20 protein-coding genes are annotated in these 25,642 nt (G+C 58.7%); 9 read left to right on the top strand and 11 right to left on the bottom strand.

Going from position 1 to position 25,642, the window contains the following annotated elements; genetic code table 11:
- Window positions 1-44: 44 nt before the first annotated feature.
- Entirely contained in the window at window positions 45-1,916 is a 1,872-nt protein-coding gene (locus C440_RS17250; RefSeq protein ID WP_152417821.1) for a hypothetical protein, read from the bottom strand.
- Between the two features lie 251 nt (window positions 1,917-2,167).
- Between C440_RS17250 and C440_RS16975 the strand changes: the two genes are divergently transcribed.
- Window positions 2,168-3,373, top strand: a complete 1,206-nt coding sequence (locus C440_RS16975; protein ID WP_083893983.1) for a glycosyltransferase — start codon at window positions 2,168-2,170, stop codon at window positions 3,371-3,373.
- A gap of 15 nt (window positions 3,374-3,388) precedes the next feature.
- Here C440_RS16975 and wecB read toward each other — a convergent pair whose 3' ends face one another.
- Window positions 3,389-4,447, bottom strand: coding sequence for a non-hydrolyzing UDP-N-acetylglucosamine 2-epimerase (gene wecB, locus C440_RS04520; RefSeq protein WP_008318677.1), 1,059 nt, complete (start codon window positions 4,445-4,447; stop codon window positions 3,389-3,391).
- 125 nt (window positions 4,448-4,572) lie between these two features.
- Between wecB and C440_RS04515 the strand changes: the two genes are divergently transcribed.
- The 4 genes from C440_RS04515 (at window position 4,573) to C440_RS04500 (ending at window position 10,798) form a co-directional block, all read left to right on the top strand.
- On the top strand, window positions 4,573-5,874 hold the full coding sequence (locus C440_RS04515) for a DUF6498-containing protein (RefSeq protein ID WP_152417820.1): 1,302 nt from the start codon (window positions 4,573-4,575) through the stop codon (window positions 5,872-5,874).
- 186 nt (window positions 5,875-6,060) lie between these two features.
- Window positions 6,061-7,725 carry an acyl-CoA synthetase gene (locus tag C440_RS04510; RefSeq protein ID WP_008318674.1) on the top strand — a complete coding sequence of 555 codons (1,665 nt, stop codon included), beginning with the start codon at window positions 6,061-6,063 and terminating at the stop codon, window positions 7,723-7,725.
- 912 nt (window positions 7,726-8,637) lie between these two features.
- A complete protein-coding gene (locus C440_RS04505) occupies window positions 8,638-10,200 on the top strand; it encodes a sensor histidine kinase (protein ID WP_008318673.1) in 1,563 nt (520 codons plus the stop codon).
- Window positions 10,201-10,567: 367 nt separating this feature from the next.
- A complete protein-coding gene (locus tag C440_RS04500; protein WP_008318671.1) occupies window positions 10,568-10,798 on the top strand; it encodes a hypothetical protein in 231 nt (76 codons plus the stop codon).
- A 100-nt stretch (window positions 10,799-10,898) separates the two neighbouring features.
- On the opposite strand, the gene phnE (C440_RS04495) is transcribed toward C440_RS04500, so the two are convergent.
- The 5 genes from phnE (C440_RS04495) to C440_RS04475 form a co-directional block, all read right to left on the bottom strand.
- Window positions 10,899-11,705 (bottom strand): phosphonate ABC transporter, permease protein PhnE, encoded by an 807-nt coding sequence (phnE, locus tag C440_RS04495; RefSeq protein WP_008318669.1) that lies wholly within the window; start codon window positions 11,703-11,705, stop codon window positions 10,899-10,901.
- Window positions 11,706-12,518 (bottom strand): phosphonate ABC transporter, permease protein PhnE, encoded by an 813-nt coding sequence (gene phnE, locus C440_RS04490; protein ID WP_008318668.1) that lies wholly within the window; start codon window positions 12,516-12,518, stop codon window positions 11,706-11,708.
- 3 nt (window positions 12,519-12,521) lie between these two features.
- A complete protein-coding gene (gene phnC, locus C440_RS04485; protein WP_008318666.1) occupies window positions 12,522-13,316 on the bottom strand; it encodes a phosphonate ABC transporter ATP-binding protein in 795 nt (264 codons plus the stop codon).
- A gap of 18 nt (window positions 13,317-13,334) precedes the next feature.
- Window positions 13,335-14,480, bottom strand: a complete 1,146-nt coding sequence (gene phnD, locus C440_RS04480) for a phosphate/phosphite/phosphonate ABC transporter substrate-binding protein (protein WP_008318664.1) — start codon at window positions 14,478-14,480, stop codon at window positions 13,335-13,337.
- Between the two features lie 103 nt (window positions 14,481-14,583).
- A complete protein-coding gene (locus C440_RS04475) occupies window positions 14,584-15,831 on the bottom strand; it encodes an MgtC/SapB family protein (protein ID WP_008318663.1) in 1,248 nt (415 codons plus the stop codon).
- Between the two features lie 259 nt (window positions 15,832-16,090).
- Here C440_RS04475 and C440_RS04470 point away from each other — a divergent pair, with 259 nt between their 5' ends.
- The gene (locus C440_RS04470; protein WP_008318661.1) at window positions 16,091-16,528 is read left to right on the top strand and encodes a universal stress protein; all 438 of its coding nucleotides are present in this window, start codon (window positions 16,091-16,093) and stop codon (window positions 16,526-16,528) included.
- A 120-nt stretch (window positions 16,529-16,648) separates the two neighbouring features.
- Window positions 16,649-17,368, top strand: coding sequence for a helix-turn-helix domain-containing protein (locus C440_RS04465; protein WP_008318660.1), 720 nt, complete (start codon window positions 16,649-16,651; stop codon window positions 17,366-17,368).
- Between the two features lie 12 nt (window positions 17,369-17,380).
- Here C440_RS04465 and arcD read toward each other — a convergent pair whose 3' ends face one another.
- Window positions 17,381-18,850, bottom strand: a complete 1,470-nt coding sequence (gene arcD / locus C440_RS04460; protein WP_008318658.1) for an arginine/ornithine antiporter ArcD — start codon at window positions 18,848-18,850, stop codon at window positions 17,381-17,383.
- 344 nt (window positions 18,851-19,194) lie between these two features.
- Between arcD and C440_RS04455 the strand changes: the two genes are divergently transcribed.
- Entirely contained in the window at window positions 19,195-19,998 is an 804-nt protein-coding gene (locus C440_RS04455; protein WP_008318657.1) for an IclR family transcriptional regulator, read from the top strand.
- 277 nt (window positions 19,999-20,275) lie between these two features.
- On the top strand, window positions 20,276-21,601 hold the full coding sequence (locus C440_RS04450; RefSeq protein ID WP_008318656.1) for a class-III pyridoxal-phosphate-dependent aminotransferase: 1,326 nt from the start codon (window positions 20,276-20,278) through the stop codon (window positions 21,599-21,601).
- Window positions 21,602-21,605: 4 nt separating this feature from the next.
- Here C440_RS04450 and C440_RS04445 read toward each other — a convergent pair whose 3' ends face one another.
- Genes C440_RS04445 through glpK form a run of 3 tightly spaced genes read right to left on the bottom strand, consistent with a single transcriptional unit; the run spans window position 21,606 to window position 25,472 of the window.
- Window positions 21,606-22,808 carry a Cdc6/Cdc18 family protein gene (locus C440_RS04445; protein ID WP_008318654.1) on the bottom strand — a complete coding sequence of 401 codons (1,203 nt, stop codon included), beginning with the start codon at window positions 22,806-22,808 and terminating at the stop codon, window positions 21,606-21,608.
- A 49-nt stretch (window positions 22,809-22,857) separates the two neighbouring features.
- Entirely contained in the window at window positions 22,858-23,931 is a 1,074-nt protein-coding gene (locus tag C440_RS04440) for a hypothetical protein (protein WP_008318652.1), read from the bottom strand.
- 2 nt (window positions 23,932-23,933) lie between these two features.
- Window positions 23,934-25,472 (bottom strand): glycerol kinase GlpK, encoded by a 1,539-nt coding sequence (glpK, locus tag C440_RS04435; protein ID WP_008318650.1) that lies wholly within the window; start codon window positions 25,470-25,472, stop codon window positions 23,934-23,936.
- Window positions 25,473-25,642 lie beyond the last annotated feature (170 nt).

The following is a 25,642-nucleotide window of genomic DNA, read 5'->3' as shown; positions in this document are numbered from 1 at the left end:
GGAAATATGTTATATTTGCGTTAGTTGCCCTAACTGTGAATCTATTAGGTTGTGACGTATCCGGTCGTGTTGTCACCTTGATAAACCTTGTGCGCTGTCTTTGATGGTGGTGCGATCACATCGGCGCGAGCTACCCGTCCGTACCAAGGTCGATGTGAATAATCCTTTGATGGGTATACCTTTAGGCCTCGCTGAGCTAACTCTTCATCTCTAAGAAGAATATATTGGCCGCTATCACCAGAGACTATCTCGTATGTATCTGGGTCTACAATCAGTATGTGGCTCTTTTTCGTATTCGCATCCAAATAACGCGTGACTGTATAGTCAGACATAATGAATCCAGGAGCAACCTTAACTGCGTGGTCGATTGCTACTCCTTCTCCTTGTGACAGGTATGGTGTTACTGCGCCGCCACTGAAATCTGGGTTGTCCGCTGCAATTAATGGATTCGTAAGGCTAGTAAAAATCAACAACCCAACTAGTAGAAGTATCGATAAATGGGCTGCTGGCTTTCTTACTCTTCTAATTAACTCCGAAAGGCCTGTTGCAGCAGCAAGGCTAGTGAAAAACTGCGTATAGATCTCCCAGCGATCAAAATTCAATTTCTCGAAAGCGTCTAGGGTTTTCAATGGATTTGGGAATGCAATAGCTGCGAGTACTACGCTGATGAGTATTGCTGATTTGTGTATGCTTGACCGTTGTTCATCTCGTAGTGTGTATCGAACTGAGAATAACACAAGACCAATCAACAGACTATAAGGAAGATATTGGTAGAGGTCAGAAAGTGATGGGGCCGTTAATCCAGTACCAAACGAAGTGATTGTCTCTGGTCCTCCTCCTCTGGTCGTATGAGCTATTGTTCCAGCTATTGCTTGGCTAATGGAGACAGCAGAAAATGTCCAATACGTGATGACAATTAAACTAAATACCGCGCTTAGAATGACTAAGCGCTTTTTGAGCTTACTCGCTGGTTGTCTATGATAAATAAGTAGGACAGTACAAACTAAAGCCAATACTGGTAGAATAAACGGAGGTGAAGATGGGTGGAAGATAATCGTTGCTAAGCTTAAAATAGAGAAGAGCAAGATATTTCTAAGTTCGTTTGATGAAAATAGTTGATATAATAATGAAAGTAATAAGACCAATACAATACTTCTCGCAATGGAGTATGCACCATAGTAAATGACTGTTGTATTAACAACAGAAAAGAGAGCAGCGTACTGGCTAATCCGAACTGACTGGCTGAGCTTTTTAGCCAATGAATAGACAAGAATGGGTACTCCAGAGAATATCAAACCACTTGTAAGCGCTACTACTTTATGTAGATCTACTGATGATCCAGTTATTTTGTCTACCATTATGACGAATATATGCCAGAGTGGAAATTTTTCGTAGACAGTTGACGAGGGCATACTACCATTGTTCATAATACTTCTAACAAATGAGGTGTGGACAAAAATGTCGGTCCCACCAACAAAATACCAGTAATTCATCGATATACTAAAGATAAGTATCGAAATGTATATCGACATCTCAGTCAAAATTAGGCCTGGATGAGACTCGCCAAACTTTCTGATCTGAAAATAAATCACCATCCCTGCTGCAGACATTAGCACGAAGAACGTGAGTGTTCTTAGCTCTTCGAGCCACAGGACTGCCAAACCAGCTGTTAATAATACCCCGAACAATTTCACTAGGTATGCACATTTGTATTCAGACCCGTTTGTCCCTGGGTATTTTTCCGACCCAAGTAGACGAGAAATAACATAGAATAAGATAGCAGGGACAAGTGCATAACTTCCAAAGAACAGGTAACGCAATTCGCCCAAGAACCAGAGAACTGCGGTCAGAAGACATATGAACAATAATAGAGAGGACACCAGCAACTTCGAAGTTAATCTAAATGAGTCTCTCATTGTTGTATTAGGCTGATATCTCTCTATACAAAAAGGTTGAGTAGTAAGACACCACCAAATCCTGATTGAGATTGTCAAAAGCAGATCGCTAAATTTGAGAATGAAAGACAGCCAAGTTTCGACAGTTTGTTGTCTTTGGCAGGGTGATGAGTTCCTTCCGTCTGTGAGTGGTTCAACTCTAAACCTACTTGTTTCGTAGAAACTGTTACTAAGCAAAATATCTATTAGAAGGTAAACATCATATCCATCAAATGAGTAGACGCGTCCTTATTCCCACATACTACTATCCACCTTATGGTACTGTAGGTATATTCAGAATCTCAAAATTCATCAAATACTTGCCAGAGTATGGATGGGAACCGTATGTTGTTACTGTCCGTCCAGAATTCCACGAAGGGTCTGAGAGCGTACAACAATTTGAGGCAGTTCACAACGCAGTAGAGAGAACTATTCGGACGGACATTCCGCTCAACACCATCTCAAAAGGTGCCAAGCATGTGTTTAATTCAGAACCATTGAAAAAGAATCTTAATCACGCGTTATGGCTCCCAGAATTGTACCGAACTTGCGTCCAAGCTATTGAGGACCTAGATATTGACGTGGTTCTATCCTCTGGTGGCCCCTTTATCCCGCTTGTTGTTCTACCACTCCTCCAGCAGAAAACCGAGACACCTTACGTAGTCGATCTTCGGGACCCTTGGACTACCGAGTTTCAGAACATAGACCGGTCACCGAATCCTATTCGAAAGTTCCTCGCAGAGACAGCAGAACCTCGCGTACTGAAAAATGCCTCGTCAGTTATTACTGTGACTGACACGTTAAAGCGGCAGTACAGCTCAAGATACCCCTCTATTTCGTCGTCCATCAATGTCATCTACAACGGATATGACCCAGAAGATCACGTAGATACTGGGAATGTGACGCGGTCCGATTCTGCTTTTGAGATTATCTATCCGGGCTCGTGTTACTCAAAAAAGCATGCAGAACCGTTCTTTAGTGCTTTATCGAGCGTGAGTGAGAAACGCGATATCAAATTGTCTCATTATGGGCGGAAGAAAGATTGGGTTGAAAACCTCATTCAAAAATATGATTTAGAAGAGATTGTGGAGCAAAACGGCTACTGTAGTCGTTCCGATGTTTTCTCTGGTATTGAATCTGCTGACGCAGGACTAGTCATTAGTCGTAATAGCAATGCTGTTTCGACAAAAACTTTTGATTTTATGGGGGGTGACACCCCTATATTGGGTGTTTGTGAAGATAGCGGAGAGTTATCTTCTGTGCTTAGCCATGCCGAGCATGGGTACACTGCATCAAAAAATGATACTGTAGCGATTGAACGTATGCTGTCGAGGATCCATAGTGAAAATCCAGATAGCCTAAAAATGAATGTTAATAAATTCAATGTGGAAAAACAATCTAAGAATCTCAGTGGAATACTTGATAGTTGCAGAATGTAACCGTAGTGGACGATTCTATGAACTCAAGACTTCCACAATCTTCTCACCCGCAGTTCCGTCTCCGTAGGGAGTCGCATCCGAGGTCGAAATCGGCGGCGACGCCAGCGCGTCTCGAATCTTCTCAGGGTCTGCCCCGACTAACACGTTCCCTCCTTCTTCGACGGTCTCCGGCCACTCCGTCTCCTCTCGAAGAGTAACACACGGGATGTTCAGGAAGAACGCTTCTTTTTGAATCCCACCCGAGTCGGTTACGATAAGCTCTGAATTGGCCTGTAGACCGATGAAATCACCGTAGCCAACCGGGTCAATCAGCGTCAGTTCCTCGTCAGCGCGTTCTAACAGTCCGTGGTCCGCAAGACAACTCACTGTCCGCGGATGGGCGGGGAACACCACTTCACGTGGGTCGTCACACAGGCAGTCGATAATCGCCGCCAGTCGCTCGGCATCGTCCGTATTCCGCGGTCTGTGAACCGTTGCAAGGATGTAGTTGTTCGGATCTAAGCCGAGACGTTTCAGAACCGCCGGTTCGTCTGCGCTTGATTCCTGAACCCAAAGCAGGGCGTCGTACATCACGTCGCCGACGTTGTAAACCGATTCGGTGATACCCTCGGCTTCGAGGTGCTCGATAGCCTGTTGACTCGGAACGAAGAGGTAGTCGGAAACGTGGTCTGTCAGGATTCGGTTGACTTCCTCCGGCATGTCGCGGTTGAAGCTTCGAAGCCCCGCCTCGACGTGTGCCATCTCCGCGTCCATCTTCGAAGCGACGATACTCGCGGCCAGCGTTGAGTTCGTGTCACCGTACGAAAGCACAACGTCCGGGTCGTATTCAGTAACGAGTTCCTCCAGTTGGATCATCATCTCGCCGGTCTGCTTTGCGTGGCTTGCTGACCCGACGCCGAGATTGTGGTCTGGTTTCGGGATTCCGAGTTCCTCGAAGAACACGTCTGAAAGTTCTTCGTCGTAGTGTTGTCCCGTATGGACGAGTATCTCCTCATGGTGTTTTCGAAGCTCCCGCGAGACGACCGATGCTTTCACGAACTGAGGGCGTGCTCCAATGACCGAGAGGACTTTCATAGAACGTCTATCAACACGAAAACAGGGTCCATATATCATTCGGAAATCAGAATCAGTGAAGGTGTTCCCCCTGGGAGCACTCAGCTTATTAACGTGAATTTATTTGACTTCTCGACAATCATGTATTGACTAGACTAGTACCGATGATTCAGTGGCGCTCTTACAGAACTATTCTGACACGCGCCAACCTGCTGTTTCTGGTTGCTGTTTTCCTTCCGGTAGCGGGCCTGACCGTCTTCGACTGGTCGGTCGTCACCCTCGGGACGTTCGTTTGGGCCGAGGCGGGACTGGTCCTCGTGTGGTCGGCGCTCAAAAGCCTGTGTACGTCCCCCGACTCGGAGTTACGGTTCCGCGGAGACGGCCGGTTTCGGTTCGCTGGGTTCACCGAGAAGCGGGGCGGCATCCGCGTCGTAAGCGGGGTCCCACCGGTGTACCCCCGAAACTTCCCGAACCTCTTCATGTATCTCTTCGTCGGTGCGGGATGGCTCTTGTTTGCCGTCGTGTTCGTGATCGACTCGCCGTTCGCGTTCGTTGCGAACACGCAGACACCGAATGGTTCGACACTCATCTGGCTCCTCGCGTTTTCGGCGGTCGTCTGTGCTCGGCACGTATTCGAGAGTCTCGACGTGTACGTCGGTAACGAACAGTACAAGACGCACACGTGCTACTCGTTGAACCACCGCGCTATCGAGTACTGTATCGTCCTCGCGCCGCTGGTGTTCTTGACCCGCGCTGAGATACCGACGACCGAGACGCTGGCTTGGAGTCTGTTCGGCATGAAAGCCGGCTACGAACTCCTGCGACACCGCCCCGGGCAACTGGACCACTGGAATAACAGTGTAACACAGAAACTGGGTCTCGCACCGACAGAGACGCGCCCAACTCGCCTCGATGCAATAGATGGACAGTCCCAACTGAGTGTGCCGACGGATTCCCGTGCGACACTCTCGGCGGCGTGGCCGTTCGCGTTGACGAGCGGGTTGATACTCCCCTATTGGCTCTTCACCGGACTCTGTCTGCTCCCGGTCGTGGTCACCGGCGGCGCACAACGACTCGTCCGAGTGTTCGTCCCGATTTGGCTTTTTGCAACCGCTATCGTCGCGGTGTTGTTTCCTCCCCTCAAACTCGGAGAGTACGTCCTCCACTACCACTGGATGGAGTACTACCTCGTGGACACCGAACTCGTCGGCTACGACAGGCTTCTGGAACAGGTACAATGGCGAGTCGAGCGGAACGAAATCACCGAAGTCGCGGGGGTATCTTCACTTGTACGCTACGCCGACCGCGCTCACGACACGCAGACCGTTCACATCACAACCGACGATACGTCGGTAGTCCTCGCGCACCTTCCAACGGATGTCGATATCGACGAGTTAGTGCCGGCCGGTGCTTCCGAGACTCCTCACCTGAAGACGGCTCTCCAGTAATCTCTCGTCGGACCTGACGACGCGGGTGCTCACACTCTGTCTCACAGGACGACCGGAGACACACGATTACAGAACGTCCGAACACCATACGACCGACGACACCGACGCAGGGTCTGACAACCGTCCCAGTATTCACTGTTTCCAACCCTCACAATTATTTAGACACACTCCATCACTCCGGCCGAAATGTCAACACACAACTTAGAAGACTACGACGTCGCACGAGAAACGTTCTCGTGGGACGACATCTACGCTGAAGCGTCGTGGGACGCCCCCGACGAACTCAACATCGGCCACGAGGTCGCCGACCGGCACGCGACCGACCGAGACCGCGTGGCCCTCTATCAGGTCGATACGGACGGCGAGTTAACGACGCTGACCTTCTGGGAACTCGCGGACCGCTCCAGTCAGTTCGCACACGTCCTCGACGACCTCGGCGTGGCCGAGGGCGACCGCGTGGTTTCGTACATGCCGCGCATCCCGGAACACTACGTCGCACTCGTGGGGACGCTCAAACACGGCGCGGTGTGGGGAAGCGTCAACGAACGCTTCGGTCCCGACGGCATCTCCTATCGGCTCGACGACTGCAACGCCTCGGTCGTGGTCACGACGACCGACAACCGCGACACCATCGCCGACGCACTCGCCGACGCGCCGAGCGTCGAACACGTCATCACCGTAGACCGCGGTGGCGGCGCGCCGGCCGACGACGTCGTCTTCAACACGGCGCTCGACCATTCCAGCACGGACTACCGACCCGCGCGGACGACCGGCGAGGATAACGCGCTTTTGTACTACACCTCGGGGACGACCGGACTGGCGAAGGGCGTCCTGCACAAACACCGCTGGATTGCGGGCGTCGCGGCGACCCAACGCGATGCGGTTGACCTGCAACCCGGCGACGTCTATTGGAGTACCGGCGACCTCGGCTGGCTCACGGGGGCGATAAACACCCTCGGCGCGTGGTTCTGGGGGTCGGCGCTTTTCACCTACGAAGGCGAGTTCGACCCCGAGACGTGGGCCGACCTGCTCGATAGCTATCCTGTCACGGTTCTGTTTTCGGTCCCGACGGCCTATCGCATGCTCCGCGAACACGAAGACGTGCTTTCGGACACCGACTTGGACCTCCGACACGCGCTTTCTATCGGTGAACCCCTGAGCGCGGGCGTGGTCGAGTGGGCCGAAGACACTCTCGGCGTGACGATTCTCGACACCTACGGCCAGACCGAGACCGCGAACATGATACTCAACAACTATCCGACGATGCCCGTCCGACCGGGGTCGATGGGAAAACCTCTGCCCGGCATCGAAGCCACCATCGTTGACCCCGAAACCGGCGAGGTTCTCCCGCCGGGCGAGACGGGTCAAATCGCCCAACGCGGTGACTATCCGTGTTTCTTCGCGGAGTACTGGAACAAACCCGAGCAGACGCGCGCCTGCTGTATCGACGGTCCCGACGGCCGATGGTATCTCTCGGGCGACCTCGCGCACGTGGACGAAGACGGGTATTTCTGGTTCGAAGGCCGCGCCGACGACGTGATTCTCTCGTCCGGCTATCGCATCGGTCCGTTCGAAGTTGAAAGCTCGCTCGGCGAACACCCCGCCGTCGCGGAGGCGGCCGTCGTCCCCAAACCTCACCGCGAGCGCGGGAACATCGTCAAGGCGTTTGTCGTTCCGAGCGCCGACGCGACACCTTCGGACGCCCTCGCCGACGACATCAAAACGCACGTCAAATCCGAACTGTCGGCGCACGAGTACCCCCGCGAAATCGAGTTCAGCGAGTCGCTTCCGAAGACCGTGACCGGCAAGATTCGACGGACGGAACTCCGAGAGACCGAAAACGAGACCTGACGACCCTCGTGGTACTCGACGACCCGACCTCGTTTCAGCCTGAGTCTCTCTTTTTCCCGCCTGATGCCCGCGACGCCGACACACAAAGTCACCCGCCGAAGTCGCAGGCGCGCGTGACAGGCCGAGCGAACCGACCTGCGACAACGGAACCGACGCCGCAACGACACCGGGACGACACGTGGCGGAGCTTGCCGGACGCGGACTGCCTCCGCCAGACCAAACACGTCCTGACGGACCCTCGACTGACCCCGCCGGACCCCAATCAGCTACACCCTTGCTCGCATATCGCGCACGAAGGTATAACACCAATATGCATGTTATATATTCGCGCCAAAGTTCGGGTGTGACGCAATTCACATTTCGTCATACTTCGTCATACACCACCCAGAATGTCCTCTCGGATTTGACGTGCTCCAAATCCATCCTCGTTGGTTACATATTTGGTGCCAGCGTCACGCAACACGAGTCCGAATATATTGCAGTATTATCCGAATTTAATCGGTATTTCTGCATCTAAATTCCACGATACCGAACTCCGAAACGACAAACCAGTCATTATACATAACAATTCAACCACGTGAGAACCCGTCTGTCAGCGTGAGTTCTCTTCGAGTGGTATGTGTGTCTAAAGTACGCAATTCCGAGTAGCGGTCTTAGTCGGCGGAAACCTCCCAGTTTCGCCGCGCACACTGGGACGTGACTGGCCCTATTGACTGTCGTCTGCACGCGGTTCGTCGTCCACTCGATATGAGTACATAATCGCTCGATTGCTGACATAAACCATAGCAAAAACTGCAAACAGACTAACTGTTCCTCGTCTGAGGCGCTTACTTCTTCGTCTCTTCACCTACCGAATCTGTCACGTTGGCGCGAGAGCGCTATCTTCAAGCGCGCCGGGACGAACCGGATAGTATGGATAAGTTGTCTCTGTCGTACGGGAACCGTTGTGCCGACGGAGACGTTCGTTTCGATGGGGGGTGGAACGCGTCTTCGAACCGGGAGATGGTCGATCAGTTGTACTTCCGTGAGGCGGTCGAAAGCTCCGGGCACGTCGTGATGTTCACCGACCTCGATGGGACGATTCAGTACGTCAACTCGGCGTTCGAGGAGACGACTGGCTACGACGCCTCGGAAGCCGTCGGTAACGACCCGAGCATGCTTCGTTCGGGCGTCCACGACGACGACCACTACGCCGAGATGTGGGAGACCATCTCGTCGGGTGACGTGTGGGAAGGAGAACTCGTCAACAAGCGCAAGAACGGAGAGACCTACGTCATCGAACAGACTATCGCACCCATCACACAAGACGGGGAGAGACACGGCTACGTCGCCATCAACATCGAAATCACCGAAAAGTGGGAGCGCGAGCGGAGTATCGAAGCCCTGCACAGCGCGACGCGAGACCTCTTTCAAGCCGAACGGTTCGCCGACGTCGCTACCGGCGTCGGCGAGGCGATTACGGCCATCCTCGGCTTTCCAATCAACGTCGTCCGACTCCGCGAGGACGACCAGTTGATTCCCGTCCACGTCGATGAGCGGACCACGGACCTCCTCGGCGACCGCCCCGTCTACGACATCGACGACAGCCTCGTCGGCGACATCTTCACCGCGGGAGACCCGCGTGTCTACGACGACATTCGCGCGGCCGCAGACGACGATATCGACACCGGACCCCGCGGGTCGATTCGGTCGTGGCTCTATGTCCCGCTCGGCGAATACGGCATCATCAGCGTCGGCCAGACCGCCCCCGACGCCTTCACCGACACCGACACGCAACTCGTCGAAATCCTTGGGATGAACGCCGAAGCCGCCTTGCGAACCCTCGAACACGAACAGGAGCTAGCCCACGAAAACGAGCGACTCGAACGGTTCGCACAGACCGTCTCCCACGACCTGCGGAACCCGCTGAACGTCGCCGAAGGGACGCTTGGACAGATGCGCGATTTTACGGAGCAACTCGACCGAATGACGCGCGCACACAAGCGCATGGAGGAGGTCATCGAGGGCGTCTTGATGCTCGCGCGCGAGGGAGAGCGTGTCATGGACCCCGAACCAGTCGATATGAAGACACTCGCGGTCGAATCGTGGGACCACGTCCAAACGGGGGCGGCGACGCTCACAGTCGAGACGGACGGGACAGACGAGTTCACCGTCGAAGCCGACGACACCCGGAGTCGGCATCTCTTCGAGAACCTCTTTCGGAACGCGATTACCCACGGCGACGCGACGGCTGTCACCGTCGGCCCGCTCGACGACGGCTTTTTTGTCGCCGACAACGGTTGTGGCATCCCGACCAAACAGCGCGAGCAGGTTTTCAACCCCGGCTATTCGACCGCCGCGCAGGGAACCGGTCTCGGTCTATCGATTGTCAAGGAGATCGCCGACGCCCACGGGTGGGCCGCCGCCGTCACCGAGGACCCGAGCGGCGGCGCGCGGTTCGAGTTTCGGCCTAAGCGGTCGTACGGTTCTGTGTAAGTTCGGGGTGTCGCGTGAGGCGACGCTTCCTATCACCGGCATTGACTGACCGCTGTTTTCCCTCGGAACCAACCACACAGCCGCGAAGTCCCACGATTTGATGGGTGTACCAATATAGCTACTAGTACCGGGCAGAAACGCAGAGACACAGGACGTACTGTCCGGTCCTGTGACGCGTACCATATGATTTCACGGACGGCGCGGGTCGCGCGCGTTCTCGGTCGAGTCCGTTCGCGGACCGACCACAGAGTCGTGACCCGCCTCCCTCCCCCTTCGTGACTGCGCTGTCGTGTTTCCCGATACCACCGCAGTCGTATCTAACAACGTGAATTTTAAACTGGGCGACGATAACTAGAGACGAACGAAGATGTCACTCGCCCACCGCGTCTGGTGGGGACTTCCGGTGTCGGCTCGGCTTGCCGTCTTCGCGGGAACCACATTCGGCGCGCTGTCTCTCGTCTGTCTGGGATGGGTGAGCTACCAGTTTCGCCTTTCGACGCCCGCAGAGCGGTCGCTGTTGGTCGTTCCGCTACTCGCAAGCGGGATGTATTTCGTCGCTCTCACCCTCTATCTCGCTCGCACCGTTCCGAACCGATGACCGCAGACGAGCGGAGAGACGCACACAGGACGTGTTCGACGCGATGAACGCGGACGACACGTCGCGCCCGAAAAATAGTCGCCGACGGGTTGGCGCGCGGTTAGCTTACCTTTCTGCGGAGGTACGCCGAGACACCCTCGCTGACGAGGACGATGCCGAGGATGGCGATGAGAATCGTGAGCACGGCGTCCCACTTGAAGTAGTTAATATTCGTCTGGAGGGCGACGCCGATGCCGCCCGCGCCGACGAATCCGATGATGGTTGACGCGCGCACGTTGATGTCCCAGCGGAAGGTGGCGACGCTGATGAACGCCGGCTTGATCTGCGGCACGATGCCGTAGATGAACGTCTGGAGTGTCGATGCGCCGGTTGCTCTGATAGCTTCGACTTCGCCGGGGTCTATCTCCTCGATGGCTTCGCCGAGGAGTTTCGCGGTGAATCCGACAGACCGGACGGCAATCGCCAGCACGCCGGCGAGCGCGCCGGGTCCGAACACCGCGACGAAGATGAGCGCCCAGATGATGACGTTCACGGACCGCGTGAACGAGACGATGAACTTCCCGAGCAGGTACGTCGCTCGATTCGGCGTCGTGTTGCTGGCGCTCAGGAACGCGACCGGAAGCGCCATGACGATTGCGAGTGCCGTTCCGAGAATCGAGATATTGATCGTTTCGAGGAGCGGGCGGGCGATTTCCCGCGTGTACATCACGTTCGGCGGGTACATCCGCGTAAAGAGGTCCATCACTTCTTGGGGCGCGGACGCGACGTAGCCGTAGTTGATGTCCATCGCCCGCCACGAGGCGGCGAGGACGACCAACGCGCCGAGCGTGACGAGATACCGAAGCAGGCGCTCGCGGGGTTCGAACCGCTCCCACTGCGCGCCCGCGTCCGAGGATTCACTCGACATCTATTGGACCCTCCGTCGGGCGTAGGCGCTCGCGGCCTCACCGATCATGACGATGCCGACGATGACGAGGATAATCATCGAACTGTACTGGAAGTCGTACTTCTGGAACGAGTTCAGGAGGGTGATACCGATACCACCCGCGCCGACGATGCCGACGACGGTGCTATGTCGCAGATTGATGTCGAGGCGGTAGATAGACAGGCCGATGATGCGCGGGACAATCTGCGGGAGCACGCTGTAGAGGTACACCTGCATGCGACTGCCGCCGACGGCCTCGATAGCTTGCATCTGTCCGGTGTCGATATCCTCGATTTCCTCCGAGAGGAGCTTTGCGAAGAAGCCGACCGTCTTGAACCCGAGGGCGAGCACGCCCGCGAGCGGGCCGAACCCGACCGCTTTCACCATGACGATGGCGACGATGAGTTCGTGAAACGACCGCGAGACGGCGATGATGCCGCGCCCGACGAAGTAGACCGGCCGCGGGGCGAGGTTGTTGGCCGCCATGAACGCCACGGGCGCGCTGACGATGATGCCGAGCGTCGTGGCGACGATGGACATGAGAATACTCTCGACGATTCCCTGTACCATCAGTTCGAACTGAACTGGCGTCAACGCCGGCGGGAGCATGTTCGAGACGAGGTCGATACCGGCCCCGATACCGCGGCGGAACCGGTCTATCGGGATGCCGATGCTCCAGAGGCTATAGAGGACGAACGCGACGACGGCGGTGTAGACGAGGTACTTCGTCGTTCGATTGTAGAAGGCGGTCGGGCGCTCCCATTCGCCGTCGGCCACGTCGGACCTGGTCGCCATCGCTTACTCCCCCGCGCTCGCTTGCTGTTCCGCTTTGGCGGCGTCGCGTTCTTCGCGCGATTGGCCGTCGCGGTAGATGATGTCTTTGGCGCGTTCGTCGAGTTCGTCGGCGTCGCCCTCGAAGACGAGTTCGCCGTCGCTCAGCCCGACGACGCGGTCTGCGTACTCGGTTGCGAGATCGACCTCGTGGATGTTGATGAGGACCGGGATGTCGTCTTCGCGCGCGATTTCGGTCAGTAGGTCCATCACCTCGATCGACGTCTCGGGGTCGAGCGCGCTCGTCGGCTCGTCAACGAGGAGGATTTTCGGACGCTGGATGACGGCTCTGGCGATGCCGACGCGCTGACGCTGGCCACCCGAGAGCTCGTCCGCGCGGTCGTTTTCGACGCCTTCGAGTCCGACGCGACGTAGAACCGCTCTCGCCTTGGCGATGTCTTCACTGTCGAAGTTACGCCGGAAGGCGTCGAGTGTGCTCATATATCCCAGCCGCCCCGAGAGGACGTTCTCCATCACGGTCAGGCGCTCGACGAGGTTGAACTCCTGGTGGATTAGCCCCATATCGCGGCGGGCCTTGCGGAGTTCCTTGCTCGACAGGGCCGTAATCTCGGTGTCTCCGAGCCACACTTCGCCGCTCGACGGCTCGGTAAGACGGTTGATACAGCGGATGAGCGTACTCTTCCCCGCCCCGCTCGGCCCGATAATCGAGACGATTTCGTTGCCACTGACTTCCATCGAGAGGCCCTTCAGGGCCTGGTCGCCGGAATCGTATACTTTTTTGATGTCGTTGACGGTCAGCATTGAACTGGGTGGTGTGGATTATTCCCCGAGGTTGTCCGTCTGGTACTCGACACCGTTGTTCTCCTGAATCTGGAGGATGATGTCGTAAGCGGTCGCGTAGTCGATTTCGGTGAACTTGCCGCGCCCCTCGAAGGTCTCTGCGATTTGCGTGTCGGAGTAGTCGTAGTCGGTGAACGCGGCCCGGATACCCTCCTGAATCTCGGGCGTGAGGTTGTAACGATACGTAAAGCTCGTCGTCGGGAAGGGATTGCTCGCCCAGACGACCTTGATGTTCGAGGGGTCGAGGTTCCCGGCGTTTGCGACACGCGTCACGCATGTACTGCAGACGGGTGCGGCGTCGTAGTCGCCGTTGGCGACGCCGAGGACGCTCTGTTCGTGACCGCCAGAGTAGGCGACTTCGTAGTCGTCGCCGGGGACGACGCCCTGATTGGCGAAGAGCGCGCGGGGCGCTTGGTTGCCGGAGTTCGACGACGGTTCGGAGTGGGCGACGCGCTTGCCCTGCAGGTCCGAAAGCGAGTTGATGTCGTCGTTGTCGGCCTGCGTCGCCAGCCAGAGGCGGTAGCCGAAGTCACCTTCTCCGGAGACCTGCAGGGAGAAGGGCACGGCACCGGCGAGGTTCACGGCGAACGGCGTCGGTCCCGTAGAGAATCCGGCGATGTGGAGTCGCTCGGAGCGCATCGCTTCGACCTGCGACGCGTACGACTGGAGCGGGAAGTATTCGACTTCCTTGCCGGTCTCTTTGGCGATGTTGTCCATGAGCGGCTTCATCGTCGTCCGGTAGGCCGCCGGGTCCTCGGACGGCGTCATCGCAAACGCGAGTTTGTCGGGGTCGAGGAGTTCGCTTTCTTTCGACGGCGTCTCCTTGACTGGCTTCCCGTAGCGGGGCTTTTCCCGCTCTTCCATGTTTTCGAGGTCCGAAAGCGACCCCGTCTCGAACCCGGCGCTGATGAGCGTCGCCATCGGTTGCGGGAACTCGGGATTCGCCGGGTCGAAGCTCGATGCGCCGTCGCCTCCCTCGGACGAACTGTCCGAGCCAGTCGTAGACTCGTTGGATTGGCCGTCGCTGTCGCCGCCACCGCTCTGGATACAGCCTGCGAAGCCCAGAGAGATGGCCGCCGCGCCGCTAGCGAGTAGTGAACGTCTCGTGTGGTCGAATTCGGGCATTAGTGTATTCCATTGAGACATACATTCGGTATAAACGTTATGAATGATTATATAGTAGTATATTTCAAACATATCTCAAAATAGTAATATGTATTACGGGCACTTAGAGCGCGGCTAGGAGTGCGCCGCTGAGGATGCCAGCGGCGATGAGCGCGCTGCTCGCTTTCGCAACGGGTCGGAACAGCGAGCGGTTAATGCTGGCCGCGAGGACGATTTTGATGAGGATGCTCGCGCTCGTTCCGGCGAGAATACTCGCCGCGGCGGTGTCGGCGGACACCGTCCCGGCGAGGTAGAGCGTGACCGCGGTCGTCGTCGTCGAACCGCTCGAAATGAGGCCGCTCAGGAAACTCGTCGTCACCAACCCTGCCGCACCGAAGAACTGCTGTGCGCCCGCCGAAGCGACGAGAATCACGAGGAAGAGCGCACCGAACTTGAGCGCGTTTGACAGGCTGAACGGCGAGTCGAAATCGAGCTGTAGCTCGGTGTCCCAGTCGGTGAGATAGACGGACAGTCCGACGCCGACGATGGCGATAATCCCAAGCGGGGTTCCGACTTCCGGAACGACCTCGGGGATGAACACCCCGACGAGAAACAGGTTTCTGACGGCCATCGCCGCGTCCGCGAGCAACACCGCCCCGACCGAAAGCGAGAGGATATCTCGGTTGCGTTCCGCCCGGTCTGCGAACTCGCCGATGACCGCGGTCGAGTTGACGAGACCGCCGAAAAAGCCTGTGATTGCGATGCCGCGGCTCCCGTAGCGTTGCATGATGACGTAGTTGACGAAGCCGAGTCCGCTCACGGCGACGACGAGCAACCAGACGAGTTGCGGTTGGATGGCGTCCCACGGCCCGACCGGCTCTGACGGGAGAATCGGGTAGATGACGAACGCGAGAATCGCAAACTCGGCCGCGCTCTTTACCTCCTCTTTGGAGAGTCCCCACGCGAACTGGTGGAGTTCTCGCCGCAACACCAACAGGACCGACGAGATAATCACGAGGATGACCGCTTCGAGGACGAAATCCGCGGCGACCATCACGCCGGCGCTGTAAGCGACGAACAGCGACGCCGATGTCGTCAACGAGAGACTCCGCGGCGACTCCCCTTCGAGGAGTCCATCGGCCCCGAGAAGCACCGCCTGTAGTAAGACGAGCACGCCTCCGAGCGTCAGGAGGACGTTGTTGTCTATTGTCGTCGAAATCGCCCCGATGAGGCTCGTGAGCGCGAAGGTTCGGATTCCGGCCGACTTCTGTGACCACTCGCGTTCGAGACCGAGAAACATCCCTAACGCCGCCGCGATGAACAGTTGCGTGATGCGAGGACTAATCGGGAGGACCGTCACATCGATTTGCATCAGTACCGCCTCCGGCGGGCGAACTCCCGCCCGGGTCGCGCTCGCTTTTGGAGGGTGACCGCTCCGACTTCCGTTCTTCGAATCATCTGATTAGCTGTGCACTCTATACGCCCACAATATAAATATTCTCTATAGACTATGTATGAGAATTGTCTTCACATCCTTCTATGTGGACTAGTCGCTATGTGGCCAGTCGCGGTGATTCGCTCCTGCGGATGCCCGACAGAGTCTTTTTGCCCGCGCCGCGGCGTCACCCACTATGTACGAATCCATCCTCGTCGCCATCGACGGAACCGACGCGTCGAACGCCGCGCTCGAACACGCGCTGTCGATTGCCGCGGCGTTCGACGCCGCCGTCCACGTGGTAACCGTGGTTGAGTCCGCGGGTGGTCGGCTCGGCTTCGACGTGGAGGACGTCGCCGAGTTGGACGCCGCGATTCGAGACCTCGTGGACGCGTCCGTCGCGGCCAGCGACCGGCCGACGGTGACTATCGACACCGAGGTCCGCCGGGCGCAGACGCCGTCCGACGGGATTCTCGCCCACGCCGAAGCGGTCGGTGCCGGCCTCGTCGTCGCCGGTCGTCACGGCAGTACGTCGCTCCCGGAGGCGATTCTCGGGAGCACGGCGGACCGACTCGCGCGACTGTCGCCGGTGCCGGTCGTCCTCGTTCCACGGCCCGAGGCGTCGAGCGAGTGAGTCCCACAGCCGCCGGGTGACTGTCGTGCCGCGCTCTCGGAGCGAGGTCGTCTCACACCGTCTTCCGGCGACGCCGACCGACAGTGATAGACTTACCACGACGCACCGCACAAGAGCCGTATGAGCGCGTCGATGACTGACACAGGCACTCACTTGACGCTCGACCTCTGGCACCCGAACTGTTGGGCTATTCAGGCGACTGCCGACCGGCCCGGAGGCATCATCGCCCACGCCGTCTACGAGACGCCGACGTACGGGACCGAGTCATCGACGGTCACCGGGCTGTACACGGCCTACGCCGAGTCGGATCGGGAGGTGACGCAGTTGATAGAGGCGGTCGGGTCGTCGCCGCTCGTCGGTACAATCGAGGAGATTCAAACGCAGTTCGACACGCGGAGACAGCGCGTCGCCCCCGGCGCAGTCGCCCGCGAGGTGTTCGTCGAATACGACCCCGACGACCTCATCTTCCCCCAGTTACGAAAACAGGGTTTCGTCCACAGTGCGCCGGGGAAAATCGAAGACGGACGAGAGTACTGGGACGTCCGCTACACGGGGACACGAAGCGAAATCGAAGCGGCGCTTGACGCGGTCAGAGACCGGTCGAACGCGGACATCAAAATCGCGCGCATCGGTGCGGTGAGCGGCGGGCCGCGAGACGTTCACCAACTCGAAACGCTCTCACCGCGACAGCGCGAGGTGTTCGAACTGGCCCGCGAGCGGGGCTACTATAATTGGCCACGCGAGGTATCGACCCGCGAACTCGCCGATGAGTTGGATATCTCGAAGACCACGGTCCTCGAACATCTCCGAAAGGCCGAGGCGAAACTGCTCGACCCCTGACTCACGTCGCTTTCAGTCGTCCGTCGTCGATGCCGACCCGGAGTGCGCGTCGGCACCGGCGGGGGCCGCGCCCGCTTTGTACGTGATTTGCCAGCCGGTGAGACCCATCAGCAGTAAGACCACTGGAGAGAGGATGCCGAAGAAGTAGTACGGAGCGTATTCGAGGGTGCCGACCCCGAGCGTCCCGGCCATAAAGAGCGCCCCGCTGTTCCACGGGATGAGCGCGCTCGTCGTCGTTCCGGCGGATTCGATGGCCCGCGAGAGGTTCTCGCTTTGGAGCCCCTGTTCTTCGTAGAGGTTCCGAAGCGTGATTCCGGGGACGACGATGCTGATATACTGCTCTGCGGCGAGAACGTTCATCGACACCGCGGAGACGGCGGTGACGCCGGTCAGACTGGCGACGCCGCGGCTGAGCCGACCGAGGTGGTGTGCGAGGACGGCGAGAATACCGGCCCGTTCGAGCATGCCACCGAGCGAGAGCGCGGCGATGGCGATGGTGACGACCCACGCGCCGCCAATCATGCCGCCGTTGGACAGCAGACCGTTGACGAGTTCCATCCCGGTCGCGGGACTCGTTCCGGACTGGGCAATCGTCCACACGTCGGCGAAGTTCGTTCCCTGCATCGTCACTGCCGTCGCCGCGCCCGCGAACACGCCCGCGCCGAGCGTCGGTAGCGCGGGGACGCCGTAAATGGCGAGTCCGAACGTGACCAAAAGCGGGACGAACGTGAGGGCTGAAATCTCGTACGACCCGACGAGTGCGCCTTGAATCTCTGCGATACGGCCCACCGGGATGTCACCGGACGCCTGGAAGCCGAGGATGGCGTACAGTGCGACCGCGATGACGAACGCGACGAGCGAACTGTCTCGCATCGCGTTGACGTGGTCGAACAGGTCGGTGTTCGTCACGGCCGCCGCGAGGTTCGTCGTGTCCGAAAGCGGCGACTGCTTGTCGCCCATGTACGCGCCCGACAGGATGGCTCCCGCGGTCATCGGCGCGGGGATACCAAGCCCAGCACCGATACCGATAAACGAGACGCCGAGGGTTCCGGCGGCCGTCCACGACGACCCGATGGCGAACGTGACGATAGCCGCGAGGACCGCCGTCACGGGCAGGAAAACCTTCGGCGTCAACAGTTCCAACCCGTAGTACATCAGACTCGGAATCGTCCCCGCGGCGACCCATGTGGCGATGAGCGCGTAGACGACGAACATGATGAGGATGACCTGAATCCCCATGTGGAGACTGTCCGTGATGCCGTTGTAGAGTTCCTCCCACGAGATGTCGAGCCAGTAGCGACTGAAGAGACCCGTGAACGTGATGCCCCAAAAGAGCGGGAACTGCGGGTCCAGTCCGTAGCCGGCGATACCCACACCGAGGAAGACGAGCATTCCGAAGACGGGGACGAGCGCCTCGGCGAGCGACGGTCGTTTTTCGGCGTCGATGTCCTCGTACAGCCGCGGCTCGAACGCTAATCCCATCGAGACACCTCCGAAGCGTACTGTCGGGAAGCAACCACCGGTGAACGGTCGAACTCGCCGGCCACCGCCGTCGGGGCGGTCCTACTGAGAGAGATTGAAAGCCGATACGCGAACGCTCGCAACCAGTCCCCCGCGGCGGCGTGCCGACGGCGGTCGTGTGGTTGGCAACCCATACCACTCAAACAATCATGAATGTCCTATATAAATTTTGTATTCGAACATTCTGTCCCGTTATGTTTGTGAATTCCAAACGCGTACTGGCCGAAAGCGGACTGATAAAACACGCTGGCCGTTCACTGTTTGATATACCAGAACTATTACGAGTCCGGTGAGAAGCGACACGTATGGACGATAGTCGGCAAGCGGACGCCCCCCGCCGCATCAAATCCGTGCAGACGGCGAGCGAGATATTGGCCACGATTCAGCGGCGGTCCGACCCGACGTTCGGCGACCTCTGTGACGAACTCGACGCGTCGAAGGGGACGGTCCACACGTACCTCGCAACGCTCGAAGACGAGGGATTCGTCGTGAAGTCGGACGGTCACTACCGACTCGGATTTCGATTCGTCACGATGGGCGAAACCGTCCGCAACGAGACGGACCTCTATCGAGCGGGGCAACTGGAAGTGGACAAACTCGCCGAACAGACGAGCGAGTACGTCCACCTGACTGTCTCCTATCGTGGCAAGGAGGTGACCATGTACGAGAGTCGCGGTGACAACGCCATTGCGATGGACTACCACCTCCGCATGCGCGAGGCACCCCAGTACCTCCACTGCACATCGACCGGGAAAGCGATGCTCAGTCACTTCAACGAGTCGCGCGTCCGCGATATCATCGACGAACAGGGACTCGCCGAGCAGACGGAAAACACCATCACCGACCCCGAGCACCTGTTTCGGGAACTCGAACAGATACGCGAGCAGGGCTACGCCATCAACGACGAAGAAGAACTCCGCGGGATGCGGTCTATCGGCGCGCCGATTCGCGGCGTTGACGGCGACGTCTCCGGCGCGGTCAGCGTGACGGCCCCGACGAGCAGGCTCTCCGGCGAGCGATTCCACACAGAGATTCCCGAACTCGTGATGCAAGCGGCGAACATCATCGAGGTGAACCTCGAAACGACCGTCTTCGAACGGAACCGCTGACTCGATTGGCTGTTTGATACTTGCAAAGCTCGTTCCGCCAACCGTCTCGCGGATACGACGGGAGTCGTCGGCTTCGTCATCGTTGGTATCCGCCGCCGAACTGTACGAAAGAGACATAGAGTTGTACTTTGTTAGATGTTCACTTGAGACTATCTTGTTCGAAATTATCAAAACTGGCTCGATGGGAACGAGACAATCGGCTCGCTCAGAGGGTCGTTCGAGCCGATACAACGTTTATCAGCTAAATTTATGTATGATTGTTAAGTACTGGGTGAGTATGGATCGAGATTCTGTCGAGCCGAGTGTGACGTCGCTTCCCGGTCCAAAAGCGACGGAGTGGGTCGAATATCATCAGGAGACGGCCGCGACCAGTACGTACGTCTACGAGTTCGTGTGGGACATCACGAAAGACGCAATCGGGCCGTTCTGTACCGACCCGGACGGCAACGTGTTGCTGGACTTCACCAGCCACGTCGCCGCCGCGCCGCTCGGCTACAACAACCCCGAACTGAAAGCGCGTCTCGACGGTCTCGACCTCGTTGACCCGATGAAAATCGCCGGACAGGACTTCTACGTGAGCACCGGCGGCACGCCGGAGACGACGTCGCTTCCCGGTCCGTCCCATCTCATGGACCTCCTGACGGACGCCACGGACCACTACGGCATGGATACGGTCTTCCTGTCGAACTCCGGCGCCGAGGCGGTCGAAAACGCCATCAAAATCTGCTACGACCACTGCGAAACGCCGAAGTACGGCATCACCTTCGAAGGCGCGTTCCACGGTCGAACCCTCGGCGCGCTCTCGCTCAACCGCTCGAAGTCCGTCCACCGGCGGAAGTTCCCCGAGATAAGCGGGATTCACGACGCTCCGTACTCGATGGCGGGACTCGAAGGGCTCCGCGAGAAACTGGACGCGAAACACGGCCATCTCCCAGCCGAGCAGGTCGCCTTCCTCATCCTCGAACCGGTCCAAGGCGAAGGCGGCTACCGCGTGCCCAGCGAGGAGTTCATGCGCGAAGTGCAGGCTATCTGTAGCGAACACGACATCCCCGTCATCGCCGACGAAATCCAGTCCGGTGTCGGCCGTACCGGCGAGATGTGGGCGTCCGACCACTACGACCTCGAACCCGACGTGATTACCAGCGCGAAAGCCCTCCGCGTCGGCGCGACGGTGTCGAACGACGACCTCTTTCCCGATACCGAAGCGCGCCTCTCCTCGACGTGGGGCGCGGGCGACATTCTCGCGTCGATTCAGGGCGCGCTGACGCTCGAACTCATCGAAGAACAGAATCTGATGTCGAACGCGACCGAGAAAGGGACGTACCTCCGCGACCGTCTCGACACGCTCGCCGGGCGCGCGGACTGCGTCACCGACGTTCGCGGTCTCGGTCTGATGACGGCGATTGAATTCGACACCAAAGAGCACCGCGACGAGGCGCTGAAAGCGGCGTTAGGCGAGGGTCTGCTCACGCTCGGTTGTGGCAAGCGGTCGCTCCGGTTGCTTCCGCCGCTCGACGTGACCGAACGCGAACTCGACCTCGCTATCGACATTCTCGAAACTGCGCTCGATAGCGTCGTCGGCGTGACACAGACGCACGCCTAACCTGCTACTGCGCCTGCGCCGCGTCCGAGAGCTTCGTCGCGTAGTTCAACGCGAACAACCGCTCGAAGACGACCGTCGGGAAACACGGTTCGAGCCGACTCGGTGGTCGCCCTTTTCGATTCGTTCGCTCGGCAGTGACGCGTCTCACGATGCCGTCTTCGGCGAGTTCGTAGAGGATGCGCTTGATCGTCGCGGCCGAGAGGGAAACCGACTCCGAGATGCGTTCGCTCGCCTCTCGCACGGAATCGGGTTGGTCGGTCTGTAGTTCGAGCAGATGCCTGAGCACCCGCTGGCGATTCGTCGGCAACGCGAACGCGCGCCCGAGTGAGATACCGGGTCGCGGGACAGCCTCGATACCGGCGTTGACGTCCGCGGCCGTTATCGTCGCGTGCTGATTGAGCATCGCGCTATCGGCCGCACCGAACAGCGCGGCGAGCGCATCGTGAGCGTCACCGTCGGCCCAATCTGCGATGTCGCAGGCGAGACGGTGGTCTAATGACTGCCGAGAGCCGCCGGCCGAAGCTCGCGTCATCAACACGTCAACCAGCACTTGGCGCTGGTAGCGCTCGATTTCTATCTGCGCCGCGGTGTAGTCGGTCAACGGCGTCTCCGACGGTTCCGTCCGCGAAATCGCAATCCAACTGATGTTGCTCGGGAGGCCGGCGCAGATGTCGATGAACTCCGAGTCACCGATTGTTCCGGGTTCGCCGAGGTGGTCAACCGCGAGTACCACCCCAGATTTCGGGCGCTCTAACACCTGTTGAAGCCGCGATTGGAGCGTCTCGGTCTTGACGCCCTGTCTCGGGATGTCGTCGTCCACGATGGCGTCCAACACAGCGTGATAAAACGCGAACCCGCTCGTCGTCTGTCGCGTATCGACGTAGACGAATTCCGGAGAGAACGTCGCCCGAACGCGAGTCGTCGTGTGAATCGCCGCGTGGTTCGTCGTCGAGAGACACGACAGGCGTTCGAAAAGCGTCGTCACGACGGCCGATTTGCCCGCTCCCTTTGGACCGTAGAGGTACGCGTTAGGCGGGAGCGTGCCGTCGAACACTGGGTCGATGTGGTCGAGCAGTCGCTCTAAAACCGGTCCGCAGTTGACCGGTTCGTCGAGATGCGTGGTCGGGGACAATGGCTCGTAGTCCAGAACCAAGCGTTGCTCGCCGTCTCGGCGTTGTCGTCGCTTGATTCTCGATTCTATATTCATGAAATAATGTCGAACTGCCTAAATAATTGGTTTCGTTCGGCCGGCTGGCTCAGGGGAGCGGAACTGCACCGCTCGTGGAGAAGACTCCCATGAGCGCCAGCACGCCGATGATGAGCGTGGTCGTCATGATGGACGCCGCCGGCGGGTCAACGTGGGTGTCGCCGTGGGCGTAGAGCACGCGCTCCCAGAACTCTCCGATGAGTGCGCCGAGGACACCGAAGGCGGCACCGGCCACGAGTGCCACGGGGACGCTCGACCCGTCGATCATGACCATGCTGGCGATGAACGTCGCCGGCAACGCCATGTGGTGAGTGACAGGGAACTTCTCGACGCCGAGGTTCAAGAACAGCAGGCTCGCCGCGGAGATACCGAACGGGATGAACAGGCTCCCGGTCCGCGCGAAGATGTACGCGCTGAGGATACCGACGGCGAAACCGATCGTGGCAACACCGCTCCATTTGTACTGGTGGGGGAGCCACGGTTCGACGGCCAGTCGGTACGACTGCGTGCTTCCGCCGTCCGCCAGCGTCGTGCGCTTCTTACCGCGTTCGAACGGCGTCATGTCGAGGATACCGTCGCCGTTCGGCGAACCGATGATGCTGTATCCGAACACTGCGCGCGCGAGGAGCGCAGTCAGGATGACGCCGACCGCGGGCGGGTCCATCGGAATACCGAGTCCGCCGGAGGTCTGGCGAATCGCCATGCCGATGACACCGAAGACACCACCGACAGCGAGGATGTCTGGCCGCGTGCCGAGGGCGTACGCGATGTCTTTTGCGGGGTGGTAGTCACCGTCTTCGGGTTCGGGCATCCCGTCGTACTTTGCGGCGTAGGCCGCGGCGGCGACACCGCCTGCGAAGGCGACGTGCGGGCCGAACACCGGACCGAACGCGAGCGGTCCGACGATACCTGCGCCGTAGCCACCCGCGGCGTCTGCGATGAGACCGCCGCCGCCGACGAACTCGCTCGAGACGACGTTGCCCGCCTCACCGATGAGCACCATGAAGCCGGTGAAGATGAACGCCGGCAGTGCGCCGATAGACGCACCGAACATGCCGCCCGCGAACGAGGCCATGACGAGGACCAGAATGTCGATGGCTTCGAGTCCGAATACGATTGCCATCGTTATTCCGCCTCCTCCTGTGCCCAGTCGCGGGACCGCTCGACCGCGTCGTGCCAGCGGTCGTACATCTTATCGACCGTCTGCGGCTCCGCTTCCGGCGTGAACTCGTGGTCAACCTGCCAGTTCTTCCGGAGTTCGTCAACCGTATCCCAGTAGCCGACGGCGAGACCGGCGGCGTAGGCCGACCCGAGCGCCGTGGTTTCATCGACTTCCGGCCGAACGATATCCGTCTGGATGATGTCGGACTGAAGCTGACAGAGGAAGTTGTTCTTGACCGCTCCGCCGTCTACGCGAAGCGACGTCAGTTCGACGCCGGAGTCGGCTTCCATCGCCTCGGCAACGTCGCGGGTCTGGTACGCGATGGATTCCAGCGTCGCGCGGACGAGGTGTTCCTTTCGCGTGCCGCGGGTCATACCAACGATTGTGCCGCGCGCGCGACCGTCCCAGTGTGGGGCACCGAGACCGGTGAACGCGGGCACCATGTAGACGCCGTCGGTCGAACCCGCCGAGCGAGCGAGTTCTGCGGTCTGTGCGGCGTTGTTGATGAGGTCAACGTCTTCGAGCCACTCGATAGCCGCGCCGGTGATGAAGATCGAACCTTCGAGGGCGTACTGGACGGGTTCACCGGACATCTGGAAGCCGATGGTCGTCAGCAGACCGTGGTCGGAGCTGACGGCTTCGGTTCCGGTGTTCATCAGGTAGAACGAACCCGTGCCGTAGGTGTTTTTCGCGTCGCCTTTGTCGAAACAGGTCTGGCCGAACAGGGCGGCCTGCTGGTCGCCGAGCGCGCCCGCGACGGGAATTTCCGCGCCGAGGAAGCCGTCGGCGTCCGTGTGTCCGTAGAGGTTCTCGTCGGACGAGGGTCGAACCTCCGGAAGCATCTCTTCCGGCACGTCGAACTCGTCGAGGAGTTCGTCGTCCCATTCGAGGTCCTCGATGTTGTAGAGCATCGTCCGCGAGGCGTTGGAAACGTCCGTGATGTGGTTGCCGGTCAGGTTGTAGATGAGCCAGCAGTCGATGGTCCCCATCAGGAGTTCGCCTTCCTCGGCCCGACTGCGGAGGTTGCCGCCGCGCGAGCTTTGGAGCTTGAGCGGTTCCGCGTTGTCGAGGAGCCACTCAGCCTTGGTCGCAGAGAAGTACGCGTCGGCTTCGAGACCCGTTTTCTCGCGGATCCACTCGACCTTGTCGGCCTCTTGGAGTTCTTCGACGCGCTCGGTCGTCCGGCGGTCCTGCCAGACGAGCGCGTTGTGAACCGGCTTGCCGGTCTCTTTGTCCCAGATGATGGTGGTCTCACGCTGGTTCGTGATGCCGAGCGCTTCGAGTTGCTCCGCGTCGATGCCGGCGTCGTCGAGTCCGGCCGTGATGACCTCCTTGGTGTTTTCCCAGATTTCGAGTGGGTCGTGTTCGACCCAGCCGGGGTTCGGGTAGATTTGCTCGTGTTTCTCGTAGGCGTTACCGACGACCTGCCCGCTGTGGTCGAAGACCATAAACCGGGTCCCGGTCGTTCCCTGGTCGATCGAACCGACGTATGTGTCTACCATGTGTAGTATGTTGGCACCAATATTTTATGGATGCTCTGGTTCCGTTAGTAAACAATATATTGATTCATTATAAACGTTGCTTTCGGTTCAAACGACGGACCGAATTCGACCACTAACGGGTTGTCCCGCCTCGTCTACTTGCGAGCACAAATAACCCCGTGAAACGAGTT

The organism is Haloferax mucosum ATCC BAA-1512, from assembly GCF_000337815.1.
In the GTDB taxonomy this organism is placed as follows: domain Archaea; phylum Halobacteriota; class Halobacteria; order Halobacteriales; family Haloferacaceae; genus Haloferax; species Haloferax mucosum.
The sequence above is the reverse complement of the archived record's forward strand: the minus strand, read 5'-3'. Positions and strand labels throughout refer to the sequence as shown.